The 23728-nt window shown below is 61.2% G+C and carries 21 protein-coding genes and 2 tRNA genes; 11 read left to right on the top strand and 12 right to left on the bottom strand.

The window, feature by feature from the left end:
• Positions 1-64 precede the first annotated feature (64 nt).
• Both LPB73_RS13305 and LPB73_RS13300 read left to right on the top strand, forming a co-directional pair.
• Entirely contained in the window at positions 65-262 is a 198-nt protein-coding gene (locus LPB73_RS13305; RefSeq protein WP_231080824.1) for a hypothetical protein, read from the top strand.
• Between the two features lie 78 nt (positions 263-340).
• Positions 341-637: an antibiotic biosynthesis monooxygenase family protein gene (locus LPB73_RS13300; RefSeq protein ID WP_092142187.1), complete on the top strand. Its 297-nt coding sequence runs from the start codon at positions 341-343 to the stop codon at positions 635-637.
• A gap of 140 nt (positions 638-777) precedes the next feature.
• On the opposite strand, the gene LPB73_RS13295 is transcribed toward LPB73_RS13300, so the two are convergent.
• The gene (locus tag LPB73_RS13295; RefSeq protein WP_231080823.1) at positions 778-1917 is read right to left on the bottom strand and encodes an AI-2E family transporter; all 1140 of its coding nucleotides are present in this window, start codon (positions 1915-1917) and stop codon (positions 778-780) included.
• A gap of 122 nt (positions 1918-2039) precedes the next feature.
• Between LPB73_RS13295 and LPB73_RS13290 the strand changes: the two genes are divergently transcribed.
• Positions 2040-2726 carry a hypothetical protein gene (locus LPB73_RS13290; protein WP_231080822.1) on the top strand — a complete coding sequence of 229 codons (687 nt, stop codon included), beginning with the start codon at positions 2040-2042 and terminating at the stop codon, positions 2724-2726.
• Between the two features lie 251 nt (positions 2727-2977).
• Positions 2978-3820 carry a M12 family metallopeptidase gene (locus LPB73_RS13285; RefSeq protein WP_231080821.1) on the top strand — a complete coding sequence of 281 codons (843 nt, stop codon included), beginning with the start codon at positions 2978-2980 and terminating at the stop codon, positions 3818-3820.
• A gap of 171 nt (positions 3821-3991) precedes the next feature.
• Here the strand turns inward: LPB73_RS13285 and glnA are convergent, their stop codons facing one another.
• A complete protein-coding gene (gene glnA, locus LPB73_RS13280; protein WP_068730911.1) occupies positions 3992-5401 on the bottom strand; it encodes a type I glutamate--ammonia ligase in 1410 nt (469 codons plus the stop codon).
• A 187-nt stretch (positions 5402-5588) separates the two neighbouring features.
• Positions 5589-5927 carry a P-II family nitrogen regulator gene (locus LPB73_RS13275; protein ID WP_068730910.1) on the bottom strand — a complete coding sequence of 113 codons (339 nt, stop codon included), beginning with the start codon at positions 5925-5927 and terminating at the stop codon, positions 5589-5591.
• Between the two features lie 442 nt (positions 5928-6369).
• On the opposite strand from LPB73_RS13275, the gene LPB73_RS13270 reads away from it, so the two are divergent.
• Positions 6370-7866 (top strand): NAD(P)H-hydrate dehydratase, encoded by a 1497-nt coding sequence (locus LPB73_RS13270; protein WP_231080820.1) that lies wholly within the window; start codon positions 6370-6372, stop codon positions 7864-7866.
• A 6-nt stretch (positions 7867-7872) separates the two neighbouring features.
• Here LPB73_RS13270 and LPB73_RS13265 read toward each other — a convergent pair whose 3' ends face one another.
• The gene (locus tag LPB73_RS13265; protein ID WP_184516143.1) at positions 7873-9189 is read right to left on the bottom strand and encodes a multicopper oxidase family protein; all 1317 of its coding nucleotides are present in this window, start codon (positions 9187-9189) and stop codon (positions 7873-7875) included.
• 150 nt (positions 9190-9339) lie between these two features.
• On the opposite strand from LPB73_RS13265, the gene LPB73_RS13260 reads away from it, so the two are divergent.
• The 6 genes from LPB73_RS13260 (at position 9340) to LPB73_RS13235 (ending at position 16834) form a co-directional block, all read left to right on the top strand.
• A tRNA-Leu gene (locus LPB73_RS13260) sits at positions 9340-9424 on the top strand.
• Positions 9425-9585: 161 nt separating this feature from the next.
• Positions 9586-10938 carry a trigger factor gene (tig, locus tag LPB73_RS13255; RefSeq protein ID WP_231080819.1) on the top strand — a complete coding sequence of 451 codons (1353 nt, stop codon included), beginning with the start codon at positions 9586-9588 and terminating at the stop codon, positions 10936-10938.
• 310 nt (positions 10939-11248) lie between these two features.
• The gene (locus LPB73_RS13250; protein ID WP_089264576.1) at positions 11249-11884 is read left to right on the top strand and encodes an ATP-dependent Clp protease proteolytic subunit; all 636 of its coding nucleotides are present in this window, start codon (positions 11249-11251) and stop codon (positions 11882-11884) included.
• A 445-nt stretch (positions 11885-12329) separates the two neighbouring features.
• Positions 12330-13604, top strand: coding sequence for an ATP-dependent Clp protease ATP-binding subunit ClpX (clpX, locus tag LPB73_RS13245; RefSeq protein ID WP_089264575.1), 1275 nt, complete (start codon positions 12330-12332; stop codon positions 13602-13604).
• 307 nt (positions 13605-13911) lie between these two features.
• On the top strand, positions 13912-16338 hold the full coding sequence (lon, locus tag LPB73_RS13240; RefSeq protein ID WP_120290045.1) for an endopeptidase La: 2427 nt from the start codon (positions 13912-13914) through the stop codon (positions 16336-16338).
• A gap of 112 nt (positions 16339-16450) precedes the next feature.
• Positions 16451-16834, top strand: coding sequence for a GFA family protein (locus LPB73_RS13235; RefSeq protein WP_231081149.1), 384 nt, complete (start codon positions 16451-16453; stop codon positions 16832-16834).
• A 14-nt stretch (positions 16835-16848) separates the two neighbouring features.
• Here LPB73_RS13235 and LPB73_RS13230 read toward each other — a convergent pair.
• The 8 genes from LPB73_RS13230 to LPB73_RS13195 form a co-directional block, all read right to left on the bottom strand.
• A tRNA-Val gene (locus LPB73_RS13230) sits at positions 16849-16925 on the bottom strand.
• Positions 16926-17023: 98 nt separating this feature from the next.
• Complete coding sequence (locus LPB73_RS13225) at positions 17024-17209, bottom strand: hypothetical protein (protein WP_089264572.1); 186 nt, start codon at positions 17207-17209, stop codon at positions 17024-17026.
• Positions 17209-17823: an acyl-homoserine-lactone synthase gene (locus LPB73_RS13220; RefSeq protein WP_158596803.1), complete on the bottom strand. Its 615-nt coding sequence runs from the start codon at positions 17821-17823 to the stop codon at positions 17209-17211. Before LPB73_RS13220 ends, LPB73_RS13225 begins: the two co-directional genes overlap by 1 nt.
• An 82-nt stretch (positions 17824-17905) precedes the next feature.
• The gene (locus LPB73_RS13215; protein WP_089264570.1) at positions 17906-18640 is read right to left on the bottom strand and encodes a helix-turn-helix transcriptional regulator; all 735 of its coding nucleotides are present in this window, start codon (positions 18638-18640) and stop codon (positions 17906-17908) included.
• A 217-nt stretch (positions 18641-18857) separates the two neighbouring features.
• Positions 18858-20534 carry an SDR family oxidoreductase gene (locus tag LPB73_RS13210; RefSeq protein WP_184516148.1) on the bottom strand — a complete coding sequence of 559 codons (1677 nt, stop codon included), beginning with the start codon at positions 20532-20534 and terminating at the stop codon, positions 18858-18860.
• On the bottom strand, positions 20521-21774 hold the full coding sequence (locus LPB73_RS13205) for an FAD-dependent oxidoreductase (RefSeq protein ID WP_120290037.1): 1254 nt from the start codon (positions 21772-21774) through the stop codon (positions 20521-20523). Before LPB73_RS13205 ends, LPB73_RS13210 begins: the two co-directional genes overlap by 14 nt.
• Positions 21775-21827: 53 nt before the next feature.
• Positions 21828-23087: a peptidase T gene (gene pepT, locus LPB73_RS13200; protein WP_231080818.1), complete on the bottom strand. Its 1260-nt coding sequence runs from the start codon at positions 23085-23087 to the stop codon at positions 21828-21830.
• Positions 23088-23185: 98 nt separating this feature from the next.
• Positions 23186-23506, bottom strand: coding sequence for an HU family DNA-binding protein (locus tag LPB73_RS13195; RefSeq protein WP_068730898.1), 321 nt, complete (start codon positions 23504-23506; stop codon positions 23186-23188).
• Positions 23507-23728 lie beyond the last annotated feature (222 nt).

Below are 23728 nucleotides of genomic sequence, written 5' to 3'. Positions count from 1 at the left end.
ACCATTCGATCCCTACTGTCATCGCATGATGACCTTGCCTGACTCGACCTCCGATACCGCTTTGATGTCCCTTGAAACGGCCGCTGCCTCGGCCCGTGCCGGCTTTGCCTGCATGTTTTCGAGCTCGGACGAATACGAGATCGCACTGATCACCGAACGTCGTGCGCAGGGGCGCTACGGCGTGCAGCACGGCAGACTGCCGGTCATCGCTTTCATCGGCTGCTGCGTCATGCTCGTCGGCACGGTTCTGCTGTTCGCCTGATCACTTTTCGGCGGCTCCTTCACCGAACCCCGACTTTGCGGTAAAGACACCGACCGTAAAACAAAGGGTCGGGAAACCATGATTACTGAAATCGCACAGATCGACGTCAAGCCGGGCACCGAGAAGGATTTCGAGGCGGCCGTCGCCAAGGCGAAGCCGCTGTTCCTCCGCGCCAAGGGCGGCAAGGGCTTCGAGCTGCACAAGTCGGTCGAGATGCCGTCGCGCTACCGTCTCGTCGCCAAGTGGGAAACCCTCGAAAACCACACCGTCGATTTCCGTGGTTCGCCCGATTTCGCTGAATGGCGCGCGCTGGTGGGCCCGTATTTCGAAACGCCGCCTTATGTCGAGCACACTGAGACTGTGCTGACGACGTAGGGATAACCCAAACTCAGTCCCTCATGGTGAGGAGGCGCTTCTTCAGCGCCGTCTCGAACCATGAGGTGACTTGGCTCGAAGCCTGTGGCCATCCTTCGAGACGCGCGCCTTCGGCGCGCTCCTCAGGATGAGGGATCAGGTTAAGCCGCCATCGCCTTATCCTGCGCGGAGGCTTCGTCCTCTTCGCGCATGAAGTCGATGACGACCTTGACGATCGCCAGCACCGGCAGCGCCAGTGCGAGGCCCCAGACGCCGAACACCACGCCGAGCAGAATCTGGAACGCGAACAGCGTGGCCGGCGGAATGTCCAGCGCCTGCCGCTGCAGGATTGGCGTCAGGATGTAGCTCTCCAGCGCATGCACGCCCATGAACAGCGCAAAGGCTGACGCGGCGGCGACCCAGCCCGAGGCGAGGCTGGCGAGCACGACGATCAACCCGCCGAGCAGGGCGCCGACGGTGGGAATGAAGGCGAGCAGGCCGGCCTGAACGCCGAGAATGAAGGCACTGGGAATCCCGATCAGCTTCAGCCCGATCCAGGTGATGGCGCCGACCACCACCATGGTGAGCATCTGCGCGATCAGCCAGCGCTGCAGCGTGTCGCTGATGCGATCGACGATGACCGTCATCGGCCCGCGATGTTTCCGCGGCGTCAGGTGCAAGAGCCCTTTGCGATAGACGCTGGGCTGTGCGGCAAACGACAGGCCCAGAAACAGCACGATGAAGAAGTTGCCGACCGCGCCGACCGTGCCGAGCAGGATCTTCAACGTCTGGCTGACAATCGCCCCACCTGATGATGCGATTGTGCCGGCGCTCGGCAAGCCGCTGCTGGACTTCGGCGTTGAGGCGGCGGGCGACGTGCCGGGCTCGGCGGGCGGATCCGACGTGATGCTGTTGAAATCGAAATAGCTGGTGTCGACACCGTGCTGCTCGAGATAGGTCTTTACGTTGACGACCTGTGACTTGAGGGTGCCGGACAGCGTCTTGGCCTGATTGGCGATGGTCGATCCGCCGAGATACATCACGCCCACCAGCATCGCGGCGAGCACGATGCAAATCATGACGAGCCGCATGGGATGCGGGCCGCCCATGAAGCGCCCGAATAATTCCGTCAGCGCATTGAGCGCTACACCGAGCAGAATGCCTGCGAAGATCAGGAATAGCGTTCCCGAGAAGTACCAGGCGAAGCCTATGAGGATCGCAAAGGACACCGTGGCGATGCCGCCCGCCGTGATCGCCCAGGTCAGGTCGCTGCGCGTCTGGACATTGGCTTCTGCGGGCACGGTGGATCCTCTGCATCGATCGGACTTTCACTGTTCCGTCAATTGCATCGGGGATCAAGACATATCGCCGCTTTGACGTCTCCGTCGCGATCGTGCATGGCCGATGGGGGAGGCCAATAATAATGAACATGCTGAAATGGGTCGGTCCGCTCGGACTGCTCGCTGCCCTGGTGATCGGCGATCAGATCCGGATCAACCGGCCCGCGCACAAATATCGGCTGACCATGGAGGTCGAGACGCCGGACGGCGTGAAGTCGGCCTCGCATGTCGTCTCCGTGCATCCCTATCGGGGCTACCAGCCTGGCGGCAAGGTGACGTCACGGGGCGATGCCGTGGTCGTCGATCTCGGCGGCGGCAGGAATCTCGCCGCGCTGATGTTGCATGACGACAAGGGCAGCGCGGATTTCGACGGCGCCAATTTCGTGGCGATGCGCGCCTATCAGGCGGCGGGGCGCAAGATCGCCTTTCGCGACGTCAGCAGCCAGACCGGCGCCGTTCCGGTCACCGGCGAATTGATGCCGGTGCTGGCCAGTTTGACAGACCCCCGGGATGCATCGACGGCGCGGCGGCTGCAACCGGATGATCTGTCGCCCCTCGGCGCTGGCACGCGGCTGCGCGGCGTCACTGTGGAGGCGGTGCCGAATGGTCTGTGGCCGATCGATTTCGGCGGCTTTCTTGGCGAGCCGGTTACGCGCAGTGTCGCGGTGAAGCTGCCATGGGCTGGTCGCGAAGAGGAGGCGGCCAGAGCGCTTACAGCGCTTGGCTTTGCCGCTGCATCGGAGCCTGCACGCTCTCTCACGCGACCATAAGCTGGAAGTTCGAGAAACTTACAAATCGCTCGCAACTTGCTTCCCAAGGCGCGTTTGTTGTGTATATTCAACCTGTGATTTTATTTTAGTCGACTGACACGTTCGACTTCGATCTTTTCTGCATTGCGACGACTTCAGCTTCTTTTCAGTCCGGGAGAATTCTGATGACGACCTGCGCAATTTGCACCCCGAAATCGCTTCCGAAACATCAACTTGAGAGTGCCGCGCGGAAGGCGATGGAAATCAATCCGATGAACGCAGCTCCTGTTCACAGGATTGCTGCGATGGTTCGCGACGACGTGCCCCACACGGCATTGATTTCTGTACTGACCAACAAATACTGGCACTCAACGGGGCTGGTTCGCCTGACCGTCAGCTTTATGGATGGCGAGGCTGCAGACCTTCGCGCGCGCATTCTGTCGCACATGAATGCGTGGTCGACGCGATTGAACGTCTCGTTCGTCGCCAGCAATACCGACGCGCAGGTTCGCATCGCACGGACGGAGAATTCCGGCTACTGGTCGTATCTCGGAACCGATATCCTGAGCATCCCGTCCGGTGAGCCGACGATGAATTTGGAAGCGTTCACGATGAATACGCCTGATTCCGAATTTCATCGCGTCGTCCGGCATGAAACCGGCCACACGCTTGGCTGCCCGCACGAGCATATGCGACGAGAACTCGTCGAGAAAATAGACCGCAACAAAGCCATCGAATTCTTTGGACAGACACAGGGCTGGTCGGCGCAGCAGGTCGAACAGCAGGTTCTGACGCCGATCGAAGACAGCTCGTTGTGGGGAACGACGCATGCGGATGCGCGCTCGATCATGGCTTACCAGATTCCCGGCACCATCACGAAAGACGGTGAGCCCATCATCGGAGGTACCGATATAGACGAACAGGACTTCGCATTCATGGCGAAGGTCTATCCGAAGGCCACCGTCAACGCGCCGGTTGCGGCGATCGACGACAGAAGCCTGGAAATGGCCGCCACGACGTTAAACGCTCAGGACCAGGAACGGGCGTTTGCGCAGCTTCGCGACGATAACGGCGTTCTCAAGAAGGCGATCGGGATCCTGACGCGCGATCTATGACAGCATAGCGCGATGCGTTGCTGTTCTGCAACGCCGTGTCAACATGAGCTAAACAACGTGGGTTGAAGCCAGGCTGAACGGGCCCTGAGGCGAACCAGAAGAATGCTCCTCACAAAAACAAAGGCGCTCCTCTCGGAGCGCCTTTGCGGTTTGATGGACGCGTCGTCACTCTTACAGCGAGTAGTACATGTCGAATTCGACCGGGTGCGGCGTCATTTCGTAACGCATCACTTCGGTCATCTTCAGTTCGATATAGCTGTCGATGAAGTCGTCGTCGAACACGCCACCGTTCTTGAGGAAGCCGCGATCCTTGTCCAGGTTCTCGAGGGCTTCGCGGAGGGAACCGCACACCGTCGGGATCGACTTCAGCTCTTCCTTCGGCAGATCATAAAGGTCCTTGTCCATGGCCGGACCCGGATCGATCTTGTTCTTGATGCCGTCGAGACCGGCCATCAGCATCGCGGCGAAAGCGAGATACGGATTGGCCATCGGATCCGGGAAGCGGACTTCGACGCGCTTGGCCTTCGGGTTGGTGGTGTAGGGGATGCGGCAGGAGGCCGAGCGGTTGCGCGCGGAGTAGGCGAGCAGCACCGGGGCTTCGTAGCCGGGGACCAGACGCTTGTAGGAGTTGGTCGACGGATTGGTGAAGGCGTTGATCGCCTTGGCGTGCTTGATGATGCCGCCGATGTAGTGGAGGCAGGTCTCGGAGAGATCGGCGTACTTGTTGCCGGCGAAGGTTGGCTTGCCGTCCTTCCAGATCGACTGGTGCACATGCATGCCCGAGCCGTTGTCGCCGAAGACGGGCTTCGGCATGAAGGTGGCGGTCTTGCCGTAGATGTGCGCGACCTGATGGATGCAATACTTATAGATCTGCATCTGGTCGGCCATGTAGGTCAGCGTGTCGAACTTCATACCGAGTTCGTGCTGGGCGGACGCCACTTCGTGGTGATGCTTCTCGACCTTGACGCCCATGCGCGCCATCGCGCCGAGCATTTCCGAGCGCATGTCCTGCACCGAGTCCTGCGGCGGGACGGGGAAGTAACCGCCCTTGGTGCGGATGCGGTGGCCGAGATTGCCGCCTTCATATTCGGTGCCGGAGTTGGTCGGCAATTCGGACGAGTCGAGCTTGAAGCCGGTGTTGTATGGGTCGCTCGAGAAGCGGACGTCGTCGAACACGAAGAATTCGGCTTCCGGACCGACGAACACGGTGTCGCCGATGCCCATGGACTTGACCATGGCTTCGGCCTTCTTGGCGATGCCGCGCGGGTCGCGGTTATAGGGCTCGCCGGTGGAGGGCTCGAGAATATCGCAGGTGATGACCATGGTGGTCTCTGCGAAGAACGGATCGATCGTCGCCGTTGCCGGATCCAGCATCAGCATCATGTCGGACTCGTTGATCGCCTTCCAGCCGGCGATCGAGGAACCGTCGAACATGGTGCCTTCGGCAAACATTTCTTCATCGACCATCGAGACGTCGAAGGTCACGTGCTGCCACTTGCCGCGGGGATCGGTGAAACGCAGGTCGACGTACTTGACGTCATTGTCCTTGATGGACTGCAGGACTTCTTTGGCGGTCGTCATGGGGCTCCCTACCTTTTTTGCGGGCCGATTTCCGGGACGTAACAATCTGTCGTGACGATCAGGTCACAACGGCACGTTTTCAACAAGACAAACCGTCAACAACAGAAGGCTGCCGAAGCAGCCTTTTTGGTGACGCCTTGAAGCGTTGAATGTCGGATAGCACCCGGCTTGGAGAGCGTCCAGTCCGTCAGATCGCGTCGAGTCCGGACTCGCCGGTACGGATGCGCACGGCTTCCTCGATGTTCGACACAAAGATCTTGCCGTCACCAATGCGGCCGGTTTGTGCGGCGCGACGGATGGCATCGATCGCCTTTTCGACGAGGTCGTCGCCAATCACGATCTCGATCTTCACCTTGGGTAGAAAGTCGACAATGTATTCAGCGCCGCGATAAAGTTCGGCGTGGCCCTTCTGACGGCCGAAGCCCTTGGCTTCCGTGACGGTAATGCCTTGCAACCCGACTTCCTGAAGAGCCTCTTTCACCTCGTCCAGCTTGAAGGGCTTGATGATGGCTTCGATCTTTTTCACTGAACGTCTCCCCGGCACTTCCAATCAGGCCGCAAGTTATTTGCCTCAAGTAGCTTTGACCATTGCGCGTTGTGCGCACACTGTTCGATACCCAATTTCGGGCGTTATTGCGCTGCCGCCACGCCGCACAGACGAAATCTCGCCCGATGCGGTAGACGGTCGGCCACCCCTGTCTCTTAAACAGGTGTCTTTCAACATTTGCCGGTGAGCGCGACGGACCCGAAGCTGGCTTCCCTAAAAGCAGGGTCCGTGCCAAGTTCGCTCCTCGGCTATTTTTGAAGCATTATCAGGTTATTACATCGCACCTGACGAGGTTCGCATCAAGAGTATTCGATTACTTTTGCCTACATAGTGATCAAAGTGATCGCATGATGTGCAGTTTTACTCTGCTGCGTTCGCGTGTGACGCGAGTGCCTTCCAAAAAGGCGTAGTGAGAAGCGAGATGGATATTCTAACGACCGACGAGATGGCGCGCGCCGATCAACTCACGATTGCGTCGGGCACGCCAGGCTTCAAACTCATGCGCGCCGCCGGACGGGCGGTCGCGGACGTGGCGGGCGAACTGGCCGAGGAGGGGGTGATCCTGGTCGTTGCCGGTCGTGGCAACAATGGCGGCGATGGCTTCGTCGCGGCGGCCGAGCTCGCGGCGCAGGGGCGTGACGTTTCGGTGATCCTGCTCTGCGACCGGGCAACGCTGAAGGGCGATGCGGCGCTGGCTGCCAAGGGATGGAAGGGCGAGGTGCTGCCCTGTGATCCCTCCTTGATCGGGCAGCCGGCTTTGATCATCGATGCGTTGTTCGGCGCCGGGCTCAATCGTCCGGTCAAGGGCGATCCGCTGATCATGATCGACGCCATCAATGCGGCCGGCGTGCCCGTGCTGGCTGTCGATCTGCCGAGCGGTATCAACGGCGATTCAGGGGCCGTGATGGGCGGCGCTATCAGGGCGACCGAGACCGTGACGTTCTTTAGACCCAAGCCGGGCCATCTGCTGGTGCCGGGCCGGGTGCATTGTGGCCGGCTCCGGGTGATCGACATCGGCATCGACGAGGATGTGCTGGCGGAAATCCGCCCGCAGACCTTCGAGAACAATCCGGACCTGTGGGCCGACGCGTTTCCGGTACCGAAGATCAACAGCCACAAATTCTCGCGCGGCCATGCCGTGGTTGTCTCCGGCGACATCGCCGCCACCGGCGCCGCCCGGCTGTCCGCTCGCGCCGCCTTGCGAGGCGGGGCAGGGCTGGTGACGGTGGCGTCGCCGCGCGATGCGCTGGCGGTCAATGCAGCCGCGCTGACCGCGGTGATGGTGCGGCCGGTGGATACGTCGGCGGAGTTCGCCGCGCTGATCGGCGGCAAGGTGTCAGCCTGCGTGATCGGGCCGGGCGCTGGCGTCGGCGAACGGACGCGCATGTTCGTGGAGGCCATCCTGGCTGCGAAGCGACATGCGGTGCTCGACGCGGATGCGCTGACCAGCTTCGCGGAAGTGCCCGAACGGCTGTTCGGTCTGATCAAGGCCAGCCCGGAATCCGGTATTGTATTGACGCCGCACGAAGGTGAATTTTCGCGCATATTCAGTAAATTGGACGGGGAACATCCAGCGTTATCTAAACTGGAGCGGGTTCGTCTGGCGGCGCAGCAGTCAGGCGCTATCGTGCTGTTGAAGGGACCGGATACGGTCGTGGCATCGCCTGATGGCCGAGCCGCCATCGCTGCCAACGCGCCGCCATGGCTGGCGACTGCCGGTTCCGGCGATGTGCTGGCCGGCATCATCGGCGCGCTGCTGGCGCAAGGCGTTCCGGCCTATGAGGCCGCATGTATCGGCGTCTGGATGCATGGCGAGGCCGGCAGCGAGGCCGGGCCGGGGCTGATCGCCGAGGATCTGACCGAGGTGCTGCCGGCGGTATTCCGTCGGCTCTACGACCAGCTCGGTATCCAGTACTGAGAAGGCCTAGTCGACGCCGTACCAGCGGACCTGCCGCGGGGCGGCCCAGTCGGCGACGAAGGCCTCCATCAGCCAGCGCCCGACATTGTTGGCGGCAAAGGCGATGCGCTGGGTCTGGCCGACGTCCAGCGCCAGTGTGTCGAGCCAGAACGGTTTCCAGCCGTCATCGAGCCTGTCGAGCAGGCGGACGTGATGGCCGTGGATCTGGAATACCATCGGGCTGGTGGCCCGGTTGGTCAGCGCAAGCACCACGGTGCGGCCGGGCTTGGTCCGGAATGCCGGCGGCGTGCTGGCGGACAGATCGACCGGCTTCACCCATTCGGGACTGACGGCGCTCAGGGCCATATCGACGCGCAGCGCGCCCTTGAGATCGAGCTGAGCTGGCAAACCGTTGGAGGGCAGCGGCGCGGCGGCCGGCAGGGGCGTGGCCCGTAGCGGTGGATCGTTGGACATTTGGATCTGGCCGATCGGCCGGGCTGTCTTGCCGTCATGGAGCAGGATCGCCGAGGTCGATCCCGCCGGCCTGACGGCGTCGAGGAAGACGTCAACCCGCGTTCCGGGCGCCAGCACCACCTGATTATTACGGGCAGGGAATGGCTCCGAGGGCTGACCGTCGATAGCCATCACGCGGACCTCGTGATCGTCAAATTTTATAGCAACCACATTGCGTTGGCAGCCATTGATGAGACGGAGCCTGAGCCGTTCGTTGACGCGGGCCGACAGCTCCAGCGTGGATTTCCGGTTGATCAGGAACAGCGCCGCGGCGTCTTTCGGATCACTGGCGGGGGCGAGCAGACCGCCGTCCGGCCTGAGGCGGAAGTCCTCGATCAGCAGCACCTCGTCGCGGTCCACCTCGACCGGATCGCTCTCCTGGACGACCACGCTGCGGACCTGAGACGGCAGCGCCTGACCGTCGCCGAGCAGGCGCATGTCCAGATACGACGTTCCGGCGCTGCGCATCTGCAGCTTGAACGCGTCATTGGCCCCGGCCGCGACCGGCTTGCGGTCGAGCAGCGGGCCGATCCCGGACGTGCCGTTAATGCCTCGGCAGTTCAAGACGATAGGGACCGGCAGCTGATTGGCGAGTTGAACTGTGATCTCGTCGCCGCGGTTGAAGCGCAGCGGCCCCTTCTGGGCCGAATGGAGCGTCCAGGCCTCGGTGGAGGCGCCGGGCTTCACCGGGAAGGGATCAGCCTTGGCCTGTAGTTCCAGCGCGGCGACGGCTTGCGCGAGGCTGACCCGGGGCAGAATCGGGGCGATCAGCGCGCTTCCGGCGCCTGCAAGCAGGGTCCGGCGCGTGAGGGGGAGAAAGCGGTTCGTCATGCCCAAATCCCGACCATTTTGCCGCGCCAAAGTCCAGTTGCCGAGGCTGCGGCAAGTAAGCCGCTATGTGACCATTTTTTTGCTGCGAACCACGGTCCCCATGTTATAAGCCCGCCGCTCGCGACATCGCGGCCGGACATGATGTTTTTCGCGGGCGTGGCGGAATTGGTAGACGCGCTGGATTTAGGTTCCAGTGACGAAAGTTGTGGGGGTTCGAGTCCCTCCGCCCGCACCAAGCGCACATAGCGTTTGACCATGACGATTTTCGGACGTGTTTCCGCAAGGTTGGCCTTGCAGAGACAGTTCGCACCACCGGCGCGGGCTCTGGCCTGATGCCGCACAGATTTACAATGTCCGGGCCATTGGGCCGGACCAAGCGGGAAGAAGATTGACGCCATGCAGGTGAATGAAACCCTCTCCGAGGGATTGAAGCGCGAGTTCTCGGTCAACGTGCCGGCTGCCGACATCGAAGCCAAGGTCGATGCGCGCCTCGATGACATGAAGGGCAAGGTCAAGCTCAACGGCTTCCGCCCGGGCAAGGTTCCCGTCGGTCACCTGAAGCGTCTCTATGGTCGCTCGGTAGCCGCCGAGACCGTCGATGAATTGATCCGCGACACCAACACGCAGATCTTCACCGAGCGTGGCTTCAAGCTCGCTTCCGAGCCGAAGATCACCATGCCGACCGAGCAGAAGGAAGTCGAAGACATCCTGTCGGGCAAGTCGGACCTCAATTACACCGTCGCCATCGAAGTCGTACCGCCGATCGCGCTCGCCGACTTCAAGAGCTTCACCGTCGAGAAGCCGGTGGCCGAAGTGACCGATGCGGACGTCGATGAAGCCATCAAGCGCGTCGCCGACCAGAACCGTTCGTTCACCGCGAAGACCGGCAAGGCCGAGTCAGGCGACCGCGTTACGGTCAACTTCAAGGGCACCATCGACGGCGTCGCCTTCGAGGGCGGCACCGGCGAGGAGATCCCGGTTGCGATCGGCTCCAACACCTTCATCCCGGGCTTCGAGGACCAGCTGATCGGCATCGCCGCCGGCGAGACCCGCACCCTCAAGGTGTCGTTCCCGGTCAACTATGCGAGCGAGACGCTGGCCGGTAAGGCCGCCGAGTTCGAGACCACTGCAGCCAAGGTGGAATCGCCGGTCGACACCGTGATCGACGACGAGTTCGCCAAGACCCTCGGCCTCGAGTCCCTCGACAAGCTGAAGGAAGCTGCACGCGAGCGTCTGGTTGCCGAATTCGCCGGTGCGACCCGCCAGCGCGTCAAGCGCCTGCTGCTCGACCGTCTCGACGAGACCCACAAGTTCGATGCGCCTCCGTCGCTGGTCGACGAAGAGTTCAAGCTGATGTGGAATTCGATCCAGCAGGAGATGGCATCGTCGGGCAAGACCTTCGCCGACGAGGACACCACCGAAGAAGCCGCTCAGGAAGAGTACCGCAAGATCGCCGATCGCCGCGTGCGCCTCGGTCTCGTACTCTCGGAGATCGGCGAGAAGAACAAGATCACCGTCAGCGATGACGAGGTCAGCCGCGCCGTGATCGAGCGGGCCCGTTCGATGCCGGGCCGCGAGAAGGAAGTGTGGGACTTTTACCGCAGCAATCCCAACGCGCTGGCCCAGCTTCGTGCACCGATCTACGAGGACAAGGTCGTCGACTTCATCCTCGAACTGGCCAATGTGACCGAGAAGAAGGTGTCCAAGGACGACCTTTACAAGGACGAAGACGAGAAGACCGCGGCCTGAGCCGCTTCTTCTTAGAAGACGTTAAAAGAAGCGCCGGCCGGGTCCTCCAGCCGGCGTTTTGACGTTAAGGATACCGCTCGAAACAGGTTCCAAAAGGGCTCCAGTGCTTTGCGGTGGCCGTCCGAATCGGCTTGAACTGAGGTTCAGGGCGGCATGTGGACCGGTGGTCTTGTTGCCGCTCGATTGGTCCATATCTGTGGGCTCTGTTTGTTGTTCCTGCATCACGGGACGTTCGTCCTCTCCCGGCAAACCGTAACCGGTTCCAGTCTTGCCGATGGACGTGTGTCTCCTCCAACCTTTCGGGTGATCAATGCGCGATCCGGTAGAAACCTACATGAACCTCGTCCCGATGGTGGTCGAACAGACCAACCGCGGCGAACGGGCTTACGATATCTTTTCGCGCCTTCTGAAGGAGCGCATCATCTTCGTGACCGGTCCGGTCGAGGATGGCATGTCGACGCTGACCGTTGCCCAGCTTCTGTTTCTCGAAGCCGAGAATCCGAAGAAGGAAATCTCGATGTACATCAACTCGCCCGGTGGTGTGGTGACGTCGGGTCTGGCCATCTACGACACGATGCAGTTCATCCGTCCGCCCGTGTCGACGCTGTGCGTCGGTCAGGCCGCGTCGATGGGCTCGCTGTTGCTGACGGCTGGCGCAAAGGACATGCGCTTCGCGCTGCCGAACGCCCGCATCATGGTTCATCAGCCGTCAGGCGGCTTCCAGGGCCAGGCCACCGACATCCTGATCCATGCCAAGGAAGTCGAGAGCCTGAAGCGCCGGCTCAACGAGATCTATGTGAAGCACACGGGACGTGCTTACGAGGACATTCACAATGCGCTCGAGCGCGATAACTTCATGACCGCGGATCAGGCGAAGGATTTCGGGCTGATCGACAAGGTCATCGACAAGCGCGCTGAAGAATCGACCCCGGCGAAGCCGGCCTAAACGACGCCGTTTCGGCGAACATATCGAGACCGAGACAGACGGCGCCCGCGCGCCGCCTGTCCCAAGCCAGCCATATCGATCAAGTTATTCCCGAATTGGTACTATGTGCCGACGCCAGCAGACGCGAGAGTTCCGCTTTCGTGCTGGTCGGGTGGTGTCATTCACGCAACGTTCCCCAATTTTCGGGGTTCTCCCGCGCAAATGCCGCAAATCACGCTATTGTCACGCTCCAGGCGATGGAGCCGATTAGCGAATTCTTGATCATCGGCTGTCAGCATGGTTCGCTGATGCGGATCGGTTAGTATCGCGGGGATTCGAGTGAGCCGTGATTCGAGCGGCATTCTGGAACGAGGTCTTTTTTGGTACGGATTTTGCTCTATCTACGGGATATGTCCCGTAACTGGGCGACCGGCAGACAAAGATCGAACGGCGGACGGAGATAGGAATGAGTAAGGTCGGTACCAGCGACTCCAAGAATACGCTGTATTGTTCGTTCTGCGGCAAGAGCCAGCACGAAGTTCGCAAACTGATCGCGGGTCCTACCGTCTTCATCTGCGACGAATGCGTTGAACTCTGCATGGACATCATCCGCGAGGAGAACAAGTCCTCGCTGGTCAAGTCGCGCGACGGCATTCCGACGCCGAAGGAAATCTGCAAGGTGCTCGATGACTACGTCATCGGTCAGTTCCATGCGAAGAAGGTTCTCTCGGTCGCGGTGCATAATCACTACAAGCGCCTCAACCACCAGACCAAGCACAATGACGTCGAACTCGCGAAGTCGAACATCCTGCTGATCGGTCCGACCGGTTCGGGCAAGACGCTGCTCGCGCAGACGCTCGCCCGCATTCTGGATGTGCCGTTCACGATGGCTGACGCGACGACGCTGACCGAAGCCGGTTATGTCGGTGAGGACGTCGAGAACATCATCCTCAAGCTGCTGCAGGCTGCCGACTACAATGTCGAGCGTGCGCAGCGCGGCATCGTCTATATCGACGAAATCGACAAGATCTCGCGCAAGTCGGACAATCCGTCGATCACCCGTGACGTGTCGGGTGAGGGCGTGCAGCAGGCTCTGCTGAAGATCATGGAAGGCACCGTTGCCTCCGTGCCTCCGCAGGGCGGCCGCAAGCATCCGCAGCAGGAATTCCTGCAGGTGGATACGACGAACATCCTGTTCATTTGCGGCGGTGCGTTCTCGGGCCTCGAGAAGATCATCTCGTCGCGTGGACGGACCACCTCGATCGGCTTCGCAGCGCAGGTTCTGGCACCCGAAGATCGCCGCACCGGTGAAATCTTCCGCCACGTCGAGCCGGAAGATCTGCTGAAGTACGGCCTGATCCCCGAATTCGTCGGCCGTCTGCCTGTGGTCGCGACGCTCGAGGATCTCGACGAGACCTCGCTGAAGAAGATTCTGATCGAGCCGAAGAACGCGCTGGTCAAGCAGTACCAGCGCCTGTTCGAGATGGAGAACATCGAGCTGACCTTCGCCGACGAGGCGCTGGGTGCGGTGGCCCGCCGGGCTATCGAACGCAAGACCGGTGCACGTGGTCTGCGGTCGATCCTGGAGAGCATTCTGCTCGAAACCATGTTCGATCTGCCCGGTCTGGAAGGTGTCGAGGAAGTCGTCATCTCCAAGGAGGTTGTGGATGGGACGGCTCGCCCGCTCTACATCTACGCCGACCGTTCGGACCGGACCGCGGAGAGCAGCGCAAGCGCCTGATCGGCGCGGCTTTCGGGCCCATCGACTTAAGTTCAATAGGCGGCTGCCGGTGATCGGCAGCCGCCTATTTTATTGCTGCTACGCTCTGTAAACCGCCCTTGTTCATGGGTATTTCCGCGACTTGACACCCCCCCGGCCCATAGCCACCTAATGCTCTCGGCGAACACAAAATCTCCCTCAAGATTCGCCATAACGATCCGGACACGTAGAGCCTGAGACGGCCGAGCAAAGACGGAAAATCGGCACCTTGTGCGGTTGCGCCATCGGGCGGACTGCTTGCAAGGGGGCACAGCAAAAGGAATGGGCCATGACTGCCTCCAAACCCCGGCCAACCATTGTTCACGGCGAAAGCCACTCCTATCCGGTGTTGCCGCTGCGCGACATTGTCGTCTTCCCGCACATGATCGTGCCTCTCTTCGTTGGCCGCGAGAAATCGATCCGCGCGCTCGAAGAGGTGATGAAGAATGATGCGCTCATCATGCTCGCCACGCAGAAGAATGCGTCGGACGATGATCCATCGCCGGACTCGATTTACGAGATCGGTACGCTCGCCAGCGTGCTGCAGCTTTTGAAGCTTCCCGACGGCACCGTGAAGGTGCTGGTGGAAGGGCTCGAGCGCGCCAAGGTCGAGAAGTATTCCGATCGCACCGAATATTACGAAGCGACGGCGGTCGCGCTGGCCGATACCGATGCCAAGAGCGTCGAGGCGGAAGCGCTGTCGCGTTCGGTGGTCTCGGACTTCGAGAGCTATGTGAAGCTCAACAAGAAGATCTCCGCCGAAGTCGTCGGCGTGGTGCAGGCGATCACTGACTTCGCCAAGCTCGGCGACACGGTCGCGTCGCATCTCGCCGTCAAGATCGCGGATCGCCAGGGCATCCTGGAAACGCTGTCCGTCACCGCGCGCCTGGAGAAGGTGCTTGGGCTGATGGAGAGCGAGATCTCGGTGCTGCAGGTCGAGAAGCGCATCCGCTCGCGCGTCAAGCGCCAGATGGAGAAGACCCAGCGCGAGTACTATCTCAACGAGCAGATGAAGGCGATCCAGAAGGAGCTCGGCGACGACGAAGGTCGTGACGAGCTGGCCGACATCGAAGAGAAGATCGCCAAGACCAAGCTGTCGAAGGAAGCCCGCGAGAAGGCGCAGCATGAGCTGAAGAAGCTGCGCCAGATGTCGCCGATGTCCGCGGAAGCGACCGTCGTGCGCAACTATCTCGACTGGCTGCTGTCGATTCCGTGGGGCAAGAAGTCCAAGGTCAAGAAGGACCTCGCGGCGGCGCAGGCCGTGCTGGATGACGATCACTACGGGCTCGAGAAGGTCAAGGACCGCATCGTCGAGTATCTCGCGGTGCAGACGCGCGCCAACAAGCTGAGCGGGCCGATCCTGTGCCTCGTCGGTCCTCCCGGCGTCGGCAAGACCTCGCTCGGCAAGTCGATCGCCAAGGCGACCGGACGTGAGTTCGTGCGCGTGTCGCTCGGCGGCGTGCGTGACGAGGCCGAGATCCGCGGACATCGCCGGACCTATATCGGTTCGATGCCCGGCAAGATCATCCAGTCGATGCGCAAGGCTAAGACCACGAATCCACTCTTCCTGCTGGACGAGATCGACAAGATGGGCGCCGATTTCCGCGGCGATCCGTCGTCGGCTCTGCTTGAGGTCCTTGACCCCGAGCAGAACGGCACCTTTGCCGATCACTATCTGGAGGTCGACTACGATCTGTCGAACGTGATGTTCATCACCACGGCGAACACCCTGAATATTCCGGGCCCGCTGATGGATCGTATGGAGATCATCCGGATCGCCGGCTACACGGAGAACGAGAAGGTCGAGATCGCCCGCAAGCATCTCATTCCGATCGCGCTCTCGAAGCACGGTCTGGATGCCAAGGAATGGTCGATCGACGACGACGCCTTGCTCTTGATGATCCGCCGCTACACCCGCGAAGCGGGCGTGCGTAATCTGGAGCGCGAGCTCTCCACACTGGCCCGCAAGGCCGTGAAGGAGCTGATGCTCTCGAAGAAGAAGGTGGTGAAGGTCACCGAGAAGAATCTCGAAGAGTTCCTGGGTGTGTCCAAGTATCGCTACGGCGAGATCGAGAGCGACGATCAGGTCGGTGTCGTCACCGGTCTGGCATGGACGGATGTCGGGGGTGAATTGCTCACCATTGAAGGCGTCATGATGCCCGGCAAGGGCCGCATGACCGTCACCGGCAACCTGCGTGACGTGATGAAGGAATCGATCTCGGCAGCGGCGTCCTATGTCCGCTCGCGCGCGATCAACTTCGGGATCGAGCCGCCGCTGTTCGAGCGGCGCGACATCCACGTCCACGTGCCCGAAGGTGCAACGCCGAAGGACGGTCCGTCCGCAGGCGTGGCGATGGCGACGACGATCGTGTCCGTGCTCACGGGCATTCCGATCCGTCACGATGTCGCCATGACCGGCGAGATCACGCTGCGCGGCAGGATCCTGCCGATCGGTGGTCTGAAGGAGAAGCTGTTGGCAGCGGCCCGCGGCGGCATCAAGACGGTGCTGATCCCCGAGGACAATGCCAAGGATCTCACCGAGATCTCCGACGCCATCAAGGGCGGGCTGAACATCATCCCGGTCGCCCGGATGGACGAGGTGATCGCCAACGCCCTGGTGCGAGCGCCGAAGGCGATCGTCTGGGAAGAGGATACCAAGCTGCCGGTGAAGGCCGACGGCGCGGAAGAGGCCGGCAGCGGTCTGACGGCCCACTAAGGCTGATATCCTCGACAACAATCAGCGGCGCCCTTCGGGGCGCCGTTTTTTTTATGGCAAGATCGCAGTTGCTTGAGATGTTCGGGAGACGGGACGATGCAGATCGACGGTCATCAGCTATCGCGCGACGATCGATCCGCAGCGGGTGTCGATCTGTCACTGCACGGATTGCCAGATGCTGACGGGTTCGCCCTATCGCGTCACGGTACTGACGCCGGCCGACACGATCGAGATGACGGGCGGTGCGCCGAAGATCTATGTCAAGCGCGGCGACAACGGTCTCAACCGGCTGCAGCACTTTTGCGGGGACTGCGGCTCGCCGATATTCGCCAGTGGCGAGGAGGCTGAGGATAACGAGTGGGGTATTCGCTGGGGCAGTATCCGCCAGCGCGCCGAGCTGCCGCCACGACGCCAGATTTGGTGCCGGTCAGCCGCGCCCTGGGTTTATGATCTTGCGGAACTGCCAGCGCGGCCAAAGGGATCGAACGATCCATAGAGGGCCAGGGGAGGTGGTAGGCGGCGAGAGATTCGAACTCCCGACCCTCTCGGTGTAAACGAGATGCTCTAACCAGCTGAGCTAGCCGCCCTCGGGCAATCACCCTCACGGCCTCTCTTTAACGCCAGCACTCCGTCGCGGCAAGACGTTCCCGCGTGGATATTCCGATCTCGCCCTCAGGTGTTTCGCCTAGCGCGCCGCCAGCACCTTGGCGAGTTGAACGCCTTCGTTCAACAGCGCCATGCGCAGCAGATCATAGGTCGTCTCGGACCCGCATGCGTTTGCCAACCGCAAAGCTTGCAGCATCGTGACGATCAGCTCGTCGCTGTCCTTGCCGCCCTGAATGACCTGGAACTGATTGGGGGACATCGGCATCAGGCGATCCGCCGGGATGTCTGAGGCAGTGCAAAGACGCTGTCTTTGATGGCGACACTCTTGCTGACGCGGGCGAGACACTTTTCGCTGACATGAAACAGCACGGCGATGGTGGCCTCGCCATCGATCATGGCTGGCAATCCCAGCGGCTCGATCTCCAGTCCGAAGCCCTGAAGAATCGGGATGCGCAAGGGATTGATGACCGAGGTGAAACCGGACAGGCCTTCCATCAGGCCATATTCCTGAATCGCGAGCAGCAGTTCGAAATAGTGATGGCTGCGGCGTTCGGATTTGCGCATGGCAAAGCGTGTCAGCTCGAACACATCGCGGCGCTGGATCAGCGCGCCATCGACAAGCTGCGCAAAATTCTCGCTGAGCATGTGAGGCAAGACGGTTGGATAGAGCCGGAAGCCGCCTGCGACAGTGCCTGCGTCGTCGGCCGCGACCAGATAGACGGCGGCATCATCGTCATACTGGTCTTTCTCGTGCTCGCCATCGACATCGAAGGCGGTCCAGCCGCGCTCGCCGACAAAGACCTCGTGCCGTAACCGAAACTGCTTGTCCAGGAGATCGCCGAACTGCCCAGCATTACCGCTGTGAATGACCTCGATCATAAAAAGCTCTCCACGCTCGTCTGCGTGGAGGGGTCTCATGATGAGTTTGGTCGCGATATTCCGTGGGCAGGGGATTGACAATTCAGAAAGCGATCAGTCCTTGTGTGATCGCTTCGGCCACGGCCTGCGCGCGCGTATGCGCATTCAACTTGTGCATGGCGGCGGTGACAGTCTTGTTCACCGTATCCTCGGAGATACCGAGAATGACGCTCGTGTCCCAAGCGGTCTTTCCGGCAGCGACCCAGCTGACGACCTCGCGCTCCCGCAAGGTGAGGGCGATCAACTTCGCACGCTGGTGAGAGCGAAGCGTTGCAAAGCGGTTGAACGCATACATGGTGACGAGCTCGATAGCGCCGTGCGCGTCTTCGGTATTTTCGACTTCGTAGCCTGCGAGTGACAAGCCGGCCTGATAGCCGTTCATGCCGTGCACGGGTGCGCAGAGGCCGAACTTCAATCCGTAATCGACAGACGCGATCTCCATGATGGTCCGTGATATCGGGCTGACCTCATCGAGCCGGATGTCGGACCAGGTGAACAGCTCGGGTTGCCGGCGGATCCGCGGCGCAACGGGATCCGAGGCATAGAAATTGGACGCGCTATATTGTTCGGCCCATGGCTTGGGCCATACTTTCAGCAGCACGCGATCTTCGAACGGTTGGTTGACGCCGGTCGAGGCCAGAAAGCAGATGTGGTTGTAGCCGAACGATTTGGCCGTAGCGGCCACGACATCGCCAACCGCAGACATGGAGGCGGCATTGGCAATGCTTTCGATGGCCGACAACGCGGTCTGAAAATGCTTGCCTTTGAATGACCCCATGGCGCGCCTGCATATCAGCTGAAATGGAGCTATGTTTTTGGGAAATAATTCTTATTATAATTTGTAGTATGTACTGGGGAGGATATCGCGGCCGTCACGGCGCGCAATTCGCCATTCGATTGACACCACAACTATACACCGTTCCGTCACGAATGATGCGGCTTGGGCGGCCTCATGATAGTTATGTTTAGTGGTTCCCAGTTACCGGAAAGGCTGCCTAGCTTAGCGCAGCGGGGGTCAAATACCCTTTGTATCTGACGATCGAGCCAACCAATGGCATCGCGATATCCACATCGAAATGGAAACGGCCGTTGTTGTCCACGCTTTCGCGGGCGCTGGAGCGGGGTTGCAGGATGGACGGCAAGGGAAGTCCGAGAAGTCGTGCACCGACGATGTGCAGCGTCAGATCCGAATCCGTCGCTTTCCATTCCAGTCTGATGGCGACTGGCCCGAACACCTCGTCCAGACAATGCGTGAACGGATCGACGTTGCGCAAGTTCGAGCGCATCGTCACATCGGGATAGATCCGGGTCCAGGTTTCCGACCCGTCGTTCTCGCTGCGCATTTCTACGCGCAGCGGCATGTTCGTGCCGCCGCGCGGAAAGCGAAATACACGTGAAAACATAGCAGTGATGATCCCATCAGGACTGGTCGCATCGGCACGGCCTTCGAGCACGAGAACGCCACTCACGTCGTGGCTATCGCGGATGGCGGCAGGCAAAGTGTCATAGTCGGCGCCGAGCAGTCGTTTCATTAGAGGCGGTGGCGCCGCCGTCTCGGATTGCTCTGCCGTGATGCCGTGATGGGCAAACTCAGCAGCAATGACGTCGTACGGAATGATGCCGGCACATGCCGCAGCGCCGCGCCACGATAGACTGTTATCAGCGAGCATCTTCAGCGCCGCGAGCGCCGGCAGCGTCGGAATATAGGGGCCGACGCCTGCATTTGCCGATAGCGTCCAGACCCGACGTGCAAGATCGCCTTTGTCGTTGATGAGGAGTGCATCGATCCGCATGCCGCCGCGGTCGGAGCCGAAGGGCTTGAAGAGATCGGCGATGGCTCGCAACGGCCGCGCCAGCGGGGTGAGCGTCTTGATGAGGCCGAGACGGACGAACAGTCCGAGCGCGGCAACGCCGTAGTGCAATAGACCGAGTTCAAGACCGGCGCGAAAGATGGCATCTGCCTTGGGATGATAGCGCGAGACGAGGAGATCGAGATCAGGCGTTTCGCATAATGCGACAGGACGACTGCCAATGCCAGGCAACGTCACCTTTTTGCCAAGGCTCCAGCCGGCATATTCACTCCAGCGACCGCTGCGAAACACGCGGACCGGTTGGCCTACCGTGGAGAGGATGGCCTTGACCACGCTCAGCCCGCGTGGAGCCCGGTTGCCCGGCGCAATGCTAACGTCGATCGAGATGACCGCGCGCGCGTCGGCCAACAACCTGTCGAGGGCCGCATGCGACAGTGCGGGCGTCGAACTTGCGCCTGACAAGACGGCAACCCCCTCCGAGCGGGCATCCTGATCGAGGTTGCCGATATGGCCTACGAAATCGCGGGCATCGGCAAGGTCGACATAGTGAAGGCCGGCACCGATGGCCGCGCGAGGCAAGCGATCGTCGCTGGCCTGAAACGGGCCGGACGAGTCTGCGATGGCATAGACACCGGGATAGCGGCTGCGAAGGGCATTCAAGAACGGCGTGTCGATGCGGCTGCGCTCGCAGGTCTCGATAGATATTTGCGTGCCGAGCTGCTGAGCGAGTTTTTCCAACCGCGCGGTGTTGCGCGCGACCGCGATCACGGCGATGCCGGACCGGATGAGACCTGCCGCAAGCCGCTCGCCGAAAGCGCCTGTGGCTCCGACCAGCAACACGCTGCGTTCAAATGGCTGCATTGGCAGCCTGGTCGAAGCCGACAGCGGAATCGCCGGCCAGATCACTGGGTAAGCGGTGCGTTAAAATACCGGTCTTGAGACCCGCAAGTGTGTGCAGCATGTGCCGGCGTAGATAAGGTAACTTCGCGGCGCGATCAAAGGTGAGGTCACGCATCAAAGCCAGCGCGCCGGAATCCGACTGAAAGAACGGCGTCATCACTCGGCTCGCCAGCTGATAGAAGCGGACATGTGCGCGTCGAACCTGTGCGTAACGCGCGAGTGCCGACGGCACATCGGTGCAAGACGCAAGCGCATCGGCCAGCGCCAGTGCGTCGAGCAATCCGTTGTTGGCGCCCTGGCCGAGTTGCGGCGAAGTCGCGTGCGCTGAATCGCCGATCAGGGCCAGCGCGCCCTTGAACGGCTTTCGTGCCGTGTAGTGCACATAAGTCGCCAGCGTGAGGTCATCTGGACTGGTTAAGCCGGCAACGACCGGCGCAAGCGCAGGCCACAGTTTTACGATCTGTTCGCGCCATGGTTCGAAACCATCGCGCCATTGCGGATAATCTCCGGGTTTTAGGCTCCAGAACAATGCCGCCAGCGGCGGCCCGCCGGGCAACGCGCGGCCGACCGGCAGATAGCCGATCATGATCCGTGCCGCGACGTAACGCTGCGCCAGTTGGCCGTCAGCGATGCCGATATCGGGGACTGCAGCCCATACAGCGCCGTAGCTGAAATCCTGCGCGGCCGCTTGCGACACCAGCGGACGGAAACGCGACCGCGCCCCTGATGCGTCGATGACAAGATCGAAGCCCAGTCGGCTGCGGCCATTTTCGTCTTGCAGCGACGAGCGCCCGTCGGCGCGCGCCTCGATATCGACGATAAGCCTGCCGGTTTCCAGCGTCGCGCCCGATCGCGCGAAGGCGGCCCACAATTCACCGTGCAGCGCGGCACGGTGAATGCCGATTGCGTAGAATTCCGGCGTAAGGTCGGCATAGAGCAGATCGAAGATCGTGCCACCGCGTTCGGTGATGCCGTGCAGGCGCCCGATACGCGCGCCCAGCGCCTCGATCGAACCGCGAAGTCCGAGCCGGTCCAGAGCCGCCAGACCGGTCGGCTGCAGCATCAGGCCCGAACCGAGTGGCCGCGACGTCTCGAAGCGCTCATGAACGACCACGCGATGACCGGCACGCGTCAGCAGCGTTGCGGCCGCAAGTCCCGCGACGCCCGCGCCGATGATTGCAACGTCGAGCGGAGCGCGCATGGTTTAGCGCACGATCAGTGACGACGAACCGGCGGGACAGAGACACGCCATCATCATGCTTTTTCTTCCCAGATCATCGCGAGATGCACGATGGTCTGCACGGCTTTTTCCATGTCCTGGACGCTGACCCATTCGGTACGGCCATGGAAGGCGTGTTCGCCGGCGAAGATATTGGGGCAGGGCAGGCCCATGAAGGACAGCCGCGATCCGTCGGTGCCGCCGCGGATGCTGCTGCGGACGGGTTTGAGCCCGGCGCGCTGGATCGCTTCCACGGCGTATTCGACCATCTGCGGATAGCGGTCGATCACCTGCTTCATGTTGCGGTATTGCTGCTTGATCTCGAGTGTCGCCGTCGAATGCGGATAGGCCGTCATCACGTCGTCGACGATGGATTGCAGCAGCGCTTCCTTCTCGGCAAGGCCGTCATCTGTGAAGTCGCGCACGATCAGACTGAGCGTCGCTTTTTCAAGCGCGCCAGAAATGCCGATCGGATGCAGGAAGCCTTGCTTGCCGTCGGTGGTCTCAGGCGAACAGGTGTCTTTCGGCAGTCGCTCGACGATTGCGGCGGCGATCTTGATGGCGTGCTCCATCTTGCCCTTGGCAAAGCCGGGATGCGCGCTGACGCCTTCGATGGTGATGACGGCACCGTCGGCCGAGAAAGTCTCGTCTTCGACATAGCCGGCGGTCTCGCCATCCATGGTGTAGGCGAAGTCGGCGCCCAGTTTTGTCAGGTCGACCTTGTCGACGCCGCGGCCGATCTCTTCATCGGGCGTGAAGAGGATCTTGATGGTGCCGTGCCTGATCTGTGGATTGGCAACCAGGAAACGTGCCGCATCCATGATCTCGGCAAGGCCGGCCTTGTTGTCGGCGCCCAGCAAAGTGGTGCCGTCGGTGGTGATGATGTCATGGCCGATCTGGTCCTTCAGCGCCGGATTGTCGGCGACGCGGATGACCTGCGTTGTGTCCACCGGCAGCATGATATCGCCGCCCCGATAGTTCCTGACGATCTGCGGTTTGACGTCCTTGCCGCTGCAGTCGGGCGAGGTGTCCATATGCGAGCAGAAGCATATCACCGGCACTTTCTTGTCCGATGTCGCGGGGATCGTCGCATAGACATAGCCATGCTCGTCGAGATGCGCGTCCCTGAGCCCCAGGTCCCGCAGTTCCTGCGCGAGTACGCGGCCGAGATCCTTCTGCTTTTCGGTTGATGGGCAGGTGGGGGAGGCGGGGTCGGACTGGGTGTCGATCACCACATAGCGCAGGAAGCACGCAGTCACGTCATGGGCGAAATCGAAGAGGGGAGTTGCTGTCAAAGGGCACCATCTGATTGCAGAAGTCCTCACAGCTTAGAAGTTTCATTCCGGGCCGTCACGAGGACGCGGCCCGGAATGAGATCAGTTCAAGCGGTCGATCAGACGGCTTCCTTGAGTTCCTTGGCCGGCCGGAACGCGACCTTCTTGCTGGCTGCGATCTCGATCTGCTCGCCGGTCGCCGGGTTGCGACCCATGCGGGCGGCGCGCTTGCGGACCTGAAGGATGCCAAGGCCGACGATACGGATACGCTCGCCATTCTTGAGGTGGTTGGTGATGCGCTCCACCATGTCACCGAGGATTTCTTCGGCCTTCTTCTTCGACAGCTCGTGATCTTCAGCCAGGGCCGCGGCGAGATGCTTCAGCGTGATGGTGGGAGGAGTGGCCGCTTTCGCGGCGGTGGTGGTTGCAGCTTTTGCCATGAATCTGGCCCTTCTCGTTGGTGGTCTGTCTTAAACCTGTGACGCAGCAGGGCTTAAACGATTCGGAGCGATGCCGCCCCGCTGTTTTGCCTGCAAACAGGGGCTTATTTGCATTTCCGGCCTTAAAACGGCCTTCTCGCAAAGCCTGCAACGACGCCTTCTTGTGATGTCCCCGGGAATGGTTCTGCAACGTCCTTGACTTCAAAAGGACGTCCCTTTATG

Origin of the sequence: Tardiphaga sp. 37S4 (assembly GCF_021044645.1) — a bacterium.
In the GTDB taxonomy this organism is placed as follows: Bacteria; Pseudomonadota; Alphaproteobacteria; order Rhizobiales; family Xanthobacteraceae; genus Tardiphaga; species Tardiphaga robiniae.
This window is presented reverse-complemented; position numbering and strand designations above follow the sequence as displayed.

What these genes read in the sequence shown, in the direction of transcription:
- LPB73_RS13305 (WP_231080824.1), top strand. Translation starts at nt 65, where the DNA reads ATGTCCCTTGAAACGGCCGCTGCCTCGGCCCGTGCCGGCTTTGCCTGC.
- LPB73_RS13300 (WP_092142187.1), top strand. Translation starts at nt 341, where the DNA reads ATGATTACTGAAATCGCACAGATCGACGTCAAGCCGGGCACCGAGAAG.
- LPB73_RS13290 (WP_231080822.1), top strand. Translation starts at nt 2,040, where the DNA reads ATGAACATGCTGAAATGGGTCGGTCCGCTCGGACTGCTCGCTGCCCTG.
- LPB73_RS13285 (WP_231080821.1), top strand. Translation starts at nt 2,978, where the DNA reads ATGAACGCAGCTCCTGTTCACAGGATTGCTGCGATGGTTCGCGACGAC.
- glnA (WP_068730911.1), bottom strand. Translation starts at nt 5,401, where the DNA reads ATGACGACCGCCAAAGAAGTCCTGCAGTCCATCAAGGACAATGACGTC.
- LPB73_RS13270 (WP_231080820.1), top strand. Translation starts at nt 6,370, where the DNA reads ATGGATATTCTAACGACCGACGAGATGGCGCGCGCCGATCAACTCACG.
- LPB73_RS13265 (WP_184516143.1), bottom strand. Translation starts at nt 9,189, where the DNA reads ATGACGAACCGCTTTCTCCCCCTCACGCGCCGGACCCTGCTTGCAGGC.
- tig (WP_231080819.1), top strand. Translation starts at nt 9,586, where the DNA reads ATGCAGGTGAATGAAACCCTCTCCGAGGGATTGAAGCGCGAGTTCTCG.
- LPB73_RS13250 (WP_089264576.1), top strand. Translation starts at nt 11,249, where the DNA reads ATGCGCGATCCGGTAGAAACCTACATGAACCTCGTCCCGATGGTGGTC.
- clpX (WP_089264575.1), top strand. Translation starts at nt 12,330, where the DNA reads ATGAGTAAGGTCGGTACCAGCGACTCCAAGAATACGCTGTATTGTTCG.
- lon (WP_120290045.1), top strand. Translation starts at nt 13,912, where the DNA reads ATGACTGCCTCCAAACCCCGGCCAACCATTGTTCACGGCGAAAGCCAC.
- LPB73_RS13225 (WP_089264572.1), bottom strand. Translation starts at nt 17,209, where the DNA reads ATGCCGATGTCCCCCAATCAGTTCCAGGTCATTCAGGGCGGCAAGGAC.
- LPB73_RS13220 (WP_158596803.1), bottom strand. Translation starts at nt 17,823, where the DNA reads ATGATCGAGGTCATTCACAGCGGTAATGCTGGGCAGTTCGGCGATCTC.
- LPB73_RS13215 (WP_089264570.1), bottom strand. Translation starts at nt 18,640, where the DNA reads ATGGGGTCATTCAAAGGCAAGCATTTTCAGACCGCGTTGTCGGCCATC.
- LPB73_RS13210 (WP_184516148.1), bottom strand. Translation starts at nt 20,534, where the DNA reads ATGCAGCCATTTGAACGCAGCGTGTTGCTGGTCGGAGCCACAGGCGCT.
- LPB73_RS13205 (WP_120290037.1), bottom strand. Translation starts at nt 21,774, where the DNA reads ATGCGCGCTCCGCTCGACGTTGCAATCATCGGCGCGGGCGTCGCGGGA.
- LPB73_RS13195 (WP_068730898.1), bottom strand. Translation starts at nt 23,506, where the DNA reads ATGGCAAAAGCTGCAACCACCACCGCCGCGAAAGCGGCCACTCCTCCC.